The following is a 10,282-nucleotide window of genomic DNA, read 5'->3' as shown; positions in this document are numbered from 1 at the left end:
AGAAGTTTTATCCCTCTGTGGTTGGGACTATATCCTTGAAGCTATATTAAGTGCAACTTCATAGTAAATTGGTATTAAATCCACCCAACTTAATATCAACCGGGTTTTTGAGGATTAGCGCATAAGTCTTGTATGATTGAAACTATTGTGGGGCGGTGGAGTTTTGCTATGAGAAATTTTCAGCTTTTTCGGCTGATTGTGCCAGCGATAATTTTTACGGTTGTTGGCAATCCTTTCAAAGTTTTAGCAGAGGGTGGGGCGATCGCAAATCCGACTCTTGTTACCGATACCGCTGGTGTAGGAGATGCAATATCGAATTCAGTTGCACCGCAATTATTTAACGATAAGCTGCCTGAGAGCGAGAAAGATTTGAATTCCGATCGCGAGAATATTGAAATATCGGCAAACACAAAAGTAGAACTTCAGGAAAAGCCTTTGCAAGTAGGGTTTGAAAACGAGAAAGAAAAACCGATCGCCGCTGAAATTACCGCCCAGCAACTCCCAAATCCGATCGTTCCCGAACCGCCTCTGCCGCAGCAACTCCCAAATCCGATCGCTCCCGAACCGCCGCTGCCGCGGCCAATTCCCGCACCGCAACCCGCACCGGAACCTCCCTTAAATATCCCGGTACCAGCACCTTTGCCGCCCCCAGAAACGCCCGATATTCCCGGTACTGTTATTGTTGAAAAATTCGAGTTTGTGGGAAATACAGCTTTCAGCAGCGAAGAATTAGCTAAAGTTACCGCAGAATTTACCAACAAACCGCTTACCTTTGCCGAATTGCTGCAAGCTGAAGCTGCTGTTACCAAGCTTTACGTCGATGCAGGCTACATCAATTCTGGGGCGGTGATTCCCGCAGGGCAAAATTTGTCCGCAGGCGCGGTAACTGTGCGAATTGTCGAAGGCGGTTTGCAAAATATTGTCGTCAGCGGTACGGGGAGGCTCGACCCTAACTATGTGAGAAGCAGAATTGCCCTTGCCGCCCGCCGCCCTCTCAACACCAACCGCTTGCTGCAAGCTTTGCAGCTTTTGCAGCTCGATCCGCTGATTCAAAATATCTCTGCGGAACTGCAAGCGGGTTCCCGCCCGGAACTCAGTATACTTGAAGTGAGAGTCAAACCCGCGAGAACTCTCAGCGCTCAACTGATTTTGGATAATGGTCGATCGCCCAGCGTCGGCAGTTTCCGGCGCGGCGTCGATTTCACCCAAGCCAACACCCTCGGGCTGGGAGATGCAGTGAGGGTTAATTATACAAACACTACCGGGAGCAACGCTTTCGAGATCAACTATACTTTGCCGGTCAATCCCCGCAACGGCACTGTCAGCTTGAGTTACGGCAGAACCCGCAGCGATGTGGTGGAACCGCCGTTCGATCGGCTGGAGATTGTCGGGAAGTCGAACAGGTACGAACTAGCCTACCGCCAGCCCTTGTATCAAACGGCGTCGCAGGAATTCGCACTAGGTATAAGCGGATCGATTCAAGAAAGCCAGACAACTCTCCTCGGCGTCAGCGAACCCCTGTCTCCGGGAGCCGACGAGGACGGGAGAACTCGGGTATCGGCTGTGAGATTTTTTCAGGAGTGGACGCAGCGGAGTCCGCGATCGGTTTTGGCGGCGCGATCGCAGTTCAGTTTGGGCCTGGGCGCCTTCGGCGCAACTATTAACTCAGAAGCCCCTGACAGCCGCTTTTTTGCGTGGCGGGGACAGGCGCAATACGTGCGGCTTTTGGCTCCTGAAACGCTGTTTGTAGCGCGATCGGATGTACAGTTAGCCAATCGGGCCCTCGTGCCTTTAGAGCAAATTGGTTTGGGCGGTTTCCGCAACGCCAGGGGATACCGGCAGGATGTTTTGCTGACAGATAACGGGCTGTTGCTTTCGGCGGAGGTGCAAGTTCCGGTGGCGCGTTTCGGGGCCGGAAATCTACTGCAAGTTGTGCCGTTTGTCGATTACGGGCGCGGCTGGAACAGTTCTGGTAATGATAACCCGAAAGAGAATAATTTGCTGGGTGCTGGTTTGGGTTTGCAGTTGCGTTTGGGTGACAAATTTACCGGGCGTTTGGAGTACGGAGTGCCGCTGATTGATGCGGGCGAGTCGAGCGATCGAACTTGGCAAGAAAAGGGGATTTATTTTTCGGTGATTTACAATCTTTTTTAGGATTTTTTGAGGTGAGATGCGCACTATTAGACATAAGTCTTAGGTGCACCGGCATCGAAAGTCCTTAAAGTAATTCAGAAGTGTTATAATATAACATTGAAAATAATAAATTTATGCCATACAGTAAATTTACTATCAGCAAAGCAGTAGAAGCTTTCCATCTCACGATCGTTGAAGGGGGTCGATTTTTACCAGAAATTTCCCCAGTTACTCCTAGTTCTTTACTACAGGATACTCTCAGAGAAACGATTCCCTGGGCAATCGCAGTGAGTAGCGAAAAAGCCCGCTCAGAAGGCATTATCAATCCCGTGTTACTGGAAGTAAAACGCCAACTTCAAGGACAGATTAGCGTTTTCTCTGGCGAGGAATTTAATGTAGAACCGGAGGCTGAACTCGCAGGTTATGTTGACTTTCTCTTGAGCCGTTCCCCGGAGCAACTATTTATCAAAGCTCCAGCAGTTATATTGGTGGAAGCTAAGAAAGAAGACCTGAAACCCGCTCTAGGACAATGCCTTGCAGAAATGGTGGCGGCTCAACGCTTTAACCAACAAAAGCAACAGCCGATTTCGACGATTTACGGAACTGTTACTAGCGGTACAGTTTGGCGGTTTCTTAAGCTAGAAGAGCAATGCGTGTCGATCGATCTTACAGATTATCCGCTACCTCCGGTTGAACAAATCTTGGGTTTTCTCGTTTGGATGATGGAGGAAAGGTGATCTGAGTTGAGTATAATAGCGGAAAATTAGATAAATAGTCGATCGCCAATTTATGAAATCAAATTTAGGCTTGAGTGCATTAATCTTTGCAGAATTAGCTGCTTTGTGCTGTTCGACTCCAGCAACAGCGGATCTCGTTCCAGACACGACTTTAGGGGCAGAAAATTCTCTGGTTGCGCCGAATGTCGATATTAAAGGAATTCCGGGCGATCGCATAGACGGAGGCGCGGTTCGCGGTGCTAATTTATTCCACAGTTTTCGAGAATTTAACGTCAGCGAGGGCAGAGCAGTTTATTTTGCCAATCCCGCTGCAATTGAGAATATTTTGACCAGGGTGACTGGCGGGAATGCTTCAAATATTTTGGGAACGATCGGCGTTTTGGGAAATGCCAATTTATTTTTGATCAATCCCAACGGTATCGCCTTCGGGCCGAACGCGCGTTTGGATGTGGGCGGTGCTTTTTTTGCCTCAACTGCTAGCGGTTTGGTATTTAGAGACGGCTCGAATTTTAGTGCGGCAAATCCGCAAGCGGCGCCGCTGTTAACGGTGAATATTCCTGTAGGTTTGCAATTTCGGGGAACGGAAAAAGGGATTCTGAATACAGGCGGCAAACTTGAGGTACAAAACGGCAGAATCTTGGCTTTAGTGGGGGGGCAAAATACCGCACCGGGAACGGCAGGAGTGACGATTTCAGCGGCAGGAAGTTTGACTGCTGCTGACGGCCGAATTGAAGTGGGAGGGTTGGCGGCTGCGGGAACAGTTGAATTGGGCGCTAATGGCTTGATTTTTCCCGATCGCGCTGCCCGGGCTGACGTATCCCTGAACAACCGCGCCAGCCTGAACGTCTCAGCTAGCGGCAGAGGTAGCATTGCGATCGCAGCCCGGAATTTAGACATTGCCTCCGGGAGCTCTCTGAATGCGGGCATTCTCGCGGGTCGCAATTTGGGGGGCGCTGTACCCGGAAGTATCAGCATCAACGCTTCGGATACAGTTGCGATCGCCGGCGCCGGCACCCGGGTGGAAACCGATGTTAAAAGCGGGGGTATCGGCAATGCCGGGTCGATCGTAGTGAGAGCGGGTTCTCTGTTTGTGAGCGACGGTGCGGTGCTGTTGAGCGGCGTTCGGAAAGCCGACGCTCAAAACCCCGCCGGTCAAGGCAATGGGGGCAATATAGCTGTGGAAGCGCGCGATCGCGTATCTGTAACTGGTAACAATTCTGTAACTGATAACAATAATACTCAGATCGTTGCCAACATAGGCGGAGGCGTTGTCGGCAGTAGCGGTAAAATTAGAATTACCGCCGCCAACGGCTCAATTTCCCTCGCTGACGGCGCTAAGCTGCGCACGGGTACGTCGGGACAGGGAAATGCCGGTCAAATTACCTTGCGCGCGGGAGATGCGGTTTCCCTGACTGCCGGCAGCAGCATCGAAGCTGAAGTTGATAGCGGTGCTTTGGGGAATGGGGGCGATGTCAGCATTTTTGCCAGATCGCTCTCCTTGACAAATGGCGCGTCGCTGGAAACGGGGGCGAGAAAAGCGGGAGACGGAAAGCCTGCTGCGCGGGGGAATGCGGGAAATGTTATCGCTAACGTGCGCGAAGGGATGACGCTCGATCGCGGTTTTATTGTCACCACGGTGGGAGACGAAGTGCTGGGAAACAGTGGCAAAATTGCCATCAACGCGCGATCGCTCTCCTTAAGCAATGGTTCTCGGTTGGAAACGGCGACTTCTGGCGGGAATCCGCCTCAAATATCGATCGCGGGCGATGCTAACATCAACGTGCGCGATCGCGTGACAATTACGGGTATTAACCCCACCAATCCCGCCAGCCAAACGGGCATTTTTGCCACAGTGAACAATCGGGCGCAAGGCGGTCGTGGAGGTAATATTACCATCACAGCTAGGTCGGTTGCTGTCAGAAACAGCGGCCAAATAACCGCAAGCAGCGAGACTCTGCAACCGGAGCAAATAGCGAAAATTTTCCGGAACAATGCAGGCAACATCACCATCAAAGCCGACAACATCCGTTTGGAAACAGGCAGCATTGAAGCCAACACCCAAGCCGGGAAGCGAGCTGAAATTAAATTAAATTCATCGGGATTGCAACTGCGCCGAAATAGCACGATTACTACTAATGCCCAGAATACCGACGGCGGCAATATTAGTCTCAATGTCGGCACGTTAGCTGGATTAGAAAATAGCGACATTACAGCCAATGCGAGAGATGGAGGAGGGGGAGAAATACGCATTTCTTCTCAAGCAATTTTTGGGTCGAGATCCCAGACCAGACAGCAAGTAGAATCTAGATTAGGCGATCGAATTCTCGATGCCGACTTCAGCCAGCGATTTTTGTCTACCAGCGATATCCTCGCAATTTCTCAAACCGACCCCGCCCTCAGCGGCACGGTGACAGTAGTAACTCCTGACGTTGACCCCACATCTGGGTTAGTAGAATTGCCGCAAAACGTTGTCGATCCGGCGGCATTAATCGGCCAGAATCCCTGCGAAAGAGGGCGATCGAGCGAATTCACAATTACCGGACGCGGCGGCTTGCCGGAGAATCCGGGCGAAGCGCTAAATAATGACAGCGTGCGAGTCAATTTAGTCGAACCCGCCGCGCCTGTAAATTCTGGAAATACCGTGCAAACACTGCCACAGTCCCAACCAAATATCGGGGCCGGGGACGGGGAAACTGCGCCGATAATTGTGGCGGCTAATGGGTGGATTAAAAATGAACGGGGGGAGTTAATTTTAGTTGGATATAACCCCGCAGGTACGGGAACAAATCGTCAACGTCAAACTCCCGCAACTAATACCTGTAGGATGCGTCAGTAGAGAGTCCAGGACTTACGCATCATACCCAGATTTAGAGGCAACCACGGGGGGATTGCCCCTACAAAACTCTATATTTAGAGGCTGTGCGTAAGTCATAAGGAGTAACTATTTGTAGGCTGCGTCAGTAGATAGTTTTGCGATTAAGTCGGATAAAATATCGGCTGACGCACCTGACTAATTTAAGGCATAAATTATTGGTAAAATCGGGTTCAGTGATTGCTTGATTTGTCTGTTGGCTGTGAAATTTGCTGCTGCGTACTTTGGGCTAACTTTTCTTCATAAGATTCCAGCCCTTTGGTAACTAGAATTCGCAATACAGACGACAGGGCGCGATCGGCTAACTCTGGCAAAGCCGAAACAGTCGCTATTCTTTCGCGCAATCCTCTGATATCTACTGTTGTTCTGTCAGGTTTTGTCATCTGTTTAGTGTATCGCAATACATCAGCCAAAACAATAATGATTAAGATTGATGAATAATGATGCAATTTTAGGGAAACGTGTTAGAGTAACCGACGATCGCATTTTTGCTGCTGGGTACGATCGCCCCTTCGCCGATCGGTTAATCTAAAGTTAATGCCAAAAAAAGTTAAATTTATCGATCGCACGGCGTGAATTAGCGTTTGTTCGATCGGCAGCTAGGAGGCAAGCAACTATGTATCAAACCGAAGAGTCCCCAACCCCAAAAAACGTACTCCCGACGATGTACGATCTTCCCAGCGAACACCCGGAGGATTCTGGTTTGCCCGATCTATTTCATCTTTGGCAATCCCGCGGCTTAGAATATACTTTTAAACCTAGTAATTATCCAAGCGATCGGGTATTTGTTGCCAGCGACTTAAATCTCTACTTTGATGTGAACCACACTCAATGGTACAAAAGGCCTGATTGGTTTGGCGTCGTCGGGGTTGACAGGCTTTACCAACAGCAAGAATTGCGGAAATCTTACGTGATTTGGCAAGAAGAAGTCAGTCCCTTTGTGGTAGTGGAACTGGTGTCGCCGGGAACAGAAAACGAAGATTTGGGACAAACAGTCAGAGGAGTTGCTCAACCTCCAACTAAATGGCAAGTTTACGAAGAAATTCTCAGGGTTCCTTACTATATAGTATTTGATGGAGCCACAAATAATCTCCGGGCTTTTGTGTTAGCGGGCGATCGCTATCAAGAATTAATTTTAACTCAGCCGCGGGTGTGGATGCCGGAGATCGAATTGGGTTTGGGAATTTGGCAAGGTGCTTTTGAAGGTTTGGAGCGATCGTGGCTGCGCTGGTATGATGCTAGTGGCTGTTGGATTCCGACGACTGCCGAACTCGCCCAGCAGCAAGCCGAACTCGCCCAGCAGCAAGCCGAACAACAGCGCCAGGAAAAAGAACTCGCCCAGCAGCAAGCCGAACAACAGCGCCAGCGAGCAGAGCGTTTAGCCGAGAGGCTGAGGACAATGGGGATCGATCCAGATGAACTGTAGTTGAGAACTGAAAATGGCACGCAAACAGACGGGGAAAATTCAAAAAATACTCGATATTTCGGGGAGTAGCTCTCTGTTTGGAGCCATCAAAAGACTCTACACTCGACAATGGTCGATCGCACTTACTGTATTATTTATCATCTCAACGGCAGTACCGCCAGTAATCTCGGCAACAGCTCAAATCCCAATTATTCAAGCTCAACAAAATATCCCGCAGTTAGTACAGCAGGCTAAAACACTTTACGAACAGAGACAGTTCGATCGAGCTGCGAATATCTGGCAACAAGCTGCTGCTGCATTTGCCGCCAAAAGCGACAGTTTAAATCAAGCAATGGCACTCAGCAATCTGTCGCTCACCTACCAGCAACTCGGACAGTGGACTCAGGCAAAATCTGCGATCGGCCAAAGCATCAATCTGCTGCAAAAATTAGAAAAAACATCAGAGCAAAAGCGGATAATCGCCCAAAGCCTCGACATTCAAGGGCGACTGCAAAGAGCCAGCGGAGACTCACAAACAGCGATCGAAACTTGGCAAAAAGCCGCCGAAATTTATACTCAAATCGGGAACAAAGACGCTGCCATTCAAAATCAGATAAATCAATCCCAAGCTTTGCAAGATTTGGGACTTTATCCCAGAGCTTGCCAAACTTTACTCAAGGCTTTTGAGCTGGATATCCCAGACTGTAAAACTTTAAACGAATTACCGCCAGAAACCGCAACCAAAAAGTTAGAAACGATCGCAAACAGGCCGGATTCGCTGCTGAAATTTGATGCAATGCACGGTCTAGGAGACATTCTGCGAGCGATCGGCGATTTGCAGCTATCTCAAAATATTTTAGAATCGAGTTTAACGGTTGCCCGGAATTTGCGATCGCCCCTAGAGGAAAGTACAGCAACGCTGAGTTTGGGCAATACAGCCAGAGCATTTGTGGAAAGACAAATCTTGCTTCCTGCCCAAGACCAAGATACCACAATACTTATCTTAAAAACTCAAGCAGCCTTAAACTTTTACCGCGAAGCCGCACAGCTATCTCCATCTCTAACAGCCCAAATTCAAGCACAACTCAATCAACTCAGTTTGCTGTTAGAAAGCCAGCCGTGGATCGGAGACGGCGAATTAACAAAAGCTCGGGATTTGTGGCCGTCAATTCAAACGGAAATTAATAACTTGCCAGTTAGTAGAGGCGGAATTTACGCTCAAATTAACTTAGCTCAAAGTTATTTCAAACTGAGCAAAAGAGGGGCAACCGCAGCAAGATTGCCTTTACAATTGCCAACAGCTAGCGAGATTAATAAAATCTTGACAAAAGCAGCAGAACAAGCTAGAATATTGGGCGATAAAAAAGCAGAAGCTTATGCGGTTGGCAGTTTAGGAACTCTGTACGAAAGATCGAAACTGTGGCAACCGGCAGAAAGTTTGACAAACCAAGCTTTAAACTTAGTTTCAGCCTCCAAAGCAGCGGACATTACCTATCAATATTTCTGGCAGTTGGGACGCATCCGCAAAGCGCAAGCAGATATTGAGAAAAGCTTGGGAAATACAGAAGCAGCCGAAAAGTATATTGAGACGGCAGTTGCAGCTTACACCAATGCTTTTGAAAATTTGCAATCGCTCCGCAGCGACTTAGTAGCTATCAATCCCGAAGTGCAATTTTCATTCCGGGATAGCGTAGAACCAGTTTACCGCCAATTAGTCGCACTGAACTTGCAAGTCGCCAAATCTCTAATCAGTAAAGGCAAAATTGATGACAGCCAAAAATCGCTGAAACAAGCTAGAAATGTAATCGAATCTCTGCAAATAGCAGAACTCAACAACTTCTTTCAAGATGCGTGCGTAGATGTCAAAACCCAACAAATCGATGAAGTCGATCGCACTGCTGCAATTATCTATCCAATTATCCTCGAACAGCAGCTAGAAGTAATAGTCCGCTTGCCCGGCGGCAAGCTGCTTTTGTACACTCCAAAGAACCCCAATAACAACAGTCAGGTTGTCACTCAACAAGAACTAGAAAATACTTTAATAGAATTGCGATCGGGCGAGAAAAATGCCTCAATTCAATCGACAGCCAGCGGCAATAACTTTTTGCCTTTAACTCAAAAAGTGTATGATTGGTTGATCCGCCCGATCGAAACTGGACTGCAAGAGAGCCAAGCCAAAATATTAGTTTTTGTCCTCGACGGCGAATTGCGAAATATCCCGATGGCAGTGCTGCACGACGGCAGTCAATATTTAGTAGAAAAATATGCGATCGCCCTCACACCCGGTTTGCAACTGCTAAACCCGCAACCTCTATCGCAAGCGCAGTTAAGAGCCTTAATTGCTGGTGCAACTAATGCCCCCAGCTTTCAAGCAAACAATCTCAATCCGCTGCCCGGTGTCCAAAGAGAATTGAACGATATTGCCGAAACACTGCCGAATAATGACAAGCGCGAAAATGAAAATTTTACCAAAGCTAACCTGCAAGCTATTATCAATCGAGTGCCTTATCCTGTAGTTCACATCGCAACACACGGACAGTTTAGTTCCAACGCTGAAAGAACATTTATTCTCGACTGGAACGGACAAATTAATGTTAAAGATTTAGATGGCTTGCTGCGAGTAACAGATCGAAAAAGACCGATAGAACTGCTCGTTTTAAGCGCTTGCGAAACCGTGGCGGGAGACAGCAGAGCCGCTTTGGGATTGGCGGGAGTTGCGGTGCGCGCGGGCGCCCGCAGCACCCTAGCGACGCTGTGGCAAGTTAACGATGAAAGTACGGCTGTGTTTATGAGCGAATTCTACAGCGAACTAGCTAAATCAAATCAGAATGTGAATAAAGCTGAAGCTTTGCGCCGCGCTCAGGTAAAGCTGTTGAAAGATAGTAAATACCAGCATCCATATTTCTGGGCACCTTACGTTTTAGTGGGGAATTGGAAATAGAATCCTGCTGCCTGAAATGCCACTCTTCCACATCCAAACCTTAAAAAAGGTTCGTAGTTGCGCTTCAGCGCTGAGGCCTCAGGTAAAATCGCACATTACTCCCTTCCCGGTAGAAGATTAAGCTGTTTCGCATTAAAACTGGTATAATAATAAATCACAAGTCACAGAAAAGCCAGAAGTATGCCAGCCAAAAA

At 48.4% G+C, this 10,282-nt stretch carries 6 protein-coding genes; 5 read left to right on the top strand and 1 reads right to left on the bottom strand.

Translation table 11 applies throughout. The features are described from left to right. Positions 1 to 132: 132 nt before the first annotated feature. The 3 genes from QUA13_RS29935 (at position 133) to QUA13_RS29925 (ending at position 5,706) form a co-directional block, all read left to right on the top strand. Positions 133 to 2,154: a ShlB/FhaC/HecB family hemolysin secretion/activation protein gene (locus QUA13_RS29935; RefSeq protein ID WP_333204411.1), complete on the top strand. Its 2,022-nt coding sequence runs from the start codon at positions 133 to 135 to the stop codon at positions 2,152 to 2,154. A 113-nt stretch (positions 2,155 to 2,267) separates the two neighbouring features. Then, a complete protein-coding gene (locus QUA13_RS29930) occupies positions 2,268 to 2,870 on the top strand; it encodes a hypothetical protein (RefSeq protein WP_333204409.1) in 603 nt (200 codons plus the stop codon). Between the two features lie 52 nt (positions 2,871 to 2,922). Beyond that, on the top strand, positions 2,923 to 5,706 hold the full coding sequence (locus QUA13_RS29925; protein WP_333204407.1) for a two-partner secretion domain-containing protein: 2,784 nt from the start codon (positions 2,923 to 2,925) through the stop codon (positions 5,704 to 5,706). Between the two features lie 209 nt (positions 5,707 to 5,915). Here the strand turns inward: QUA13_RS29925 and QUA13_RS29920 are convergent, their stop codons facing one another. Then, complete coding sequence (locus QUA13_RS29920) at positions 5,916 to 6,125, bottom strand: hypothetical protein (RefSeq protein WP_333204406.1); 210 nt, start codon at positions 6,123 to 6,125, stop codon at positions 5,916 to 5,918. Positions 6,126 to 6,358: 233 nt separating this feature from the next. On the opposite strand from QUA13_RS29920, the gene QUA13_RS29915 reads away from it, so the two are divergent. Further along, the gene (locus tag QUA13_RS29915) at positions 6,359 to 7,168 is read left to right on the top strand and encodes a Uma2 family endonuclease (protein WP_333204404.1); all 810 of its coding nucleotides are present in this window, start codon (positions 6,359 to 6,361) and stop codon (positions 7,166 to 7,168) included. Positions 7,169 to 7,181: 13 nt separating this feature from the next. After that, positions 7,182 to 10,088, top strand: coding sequence for a CHAT domain-containing protein (locus QUA13_RS29910; protein ID WP_333204402.1), 2,907 nt, complete (start codon positions 7,182 to 7,184; stop codon positions 10,086 to 10,088). Positions 10,089 to 10,282 lie beyond the last annotated feature (194 nt).

The sequence above is a fragment of the Microcoleus sp. S28C3 genome (assembly GCF_036700785.1).
Classification (GTDB): Bacteria; Cyanobacteriota; Cyanobacteriia; order Cyanobacteriales; family Microcoleaceae; genus Microcoleus; species Microcoleus asticus.
Note: the sequence above shows the minus strand (reverse complement) of the source record. Positions and strands in the feature narration are given on the sequence as shown.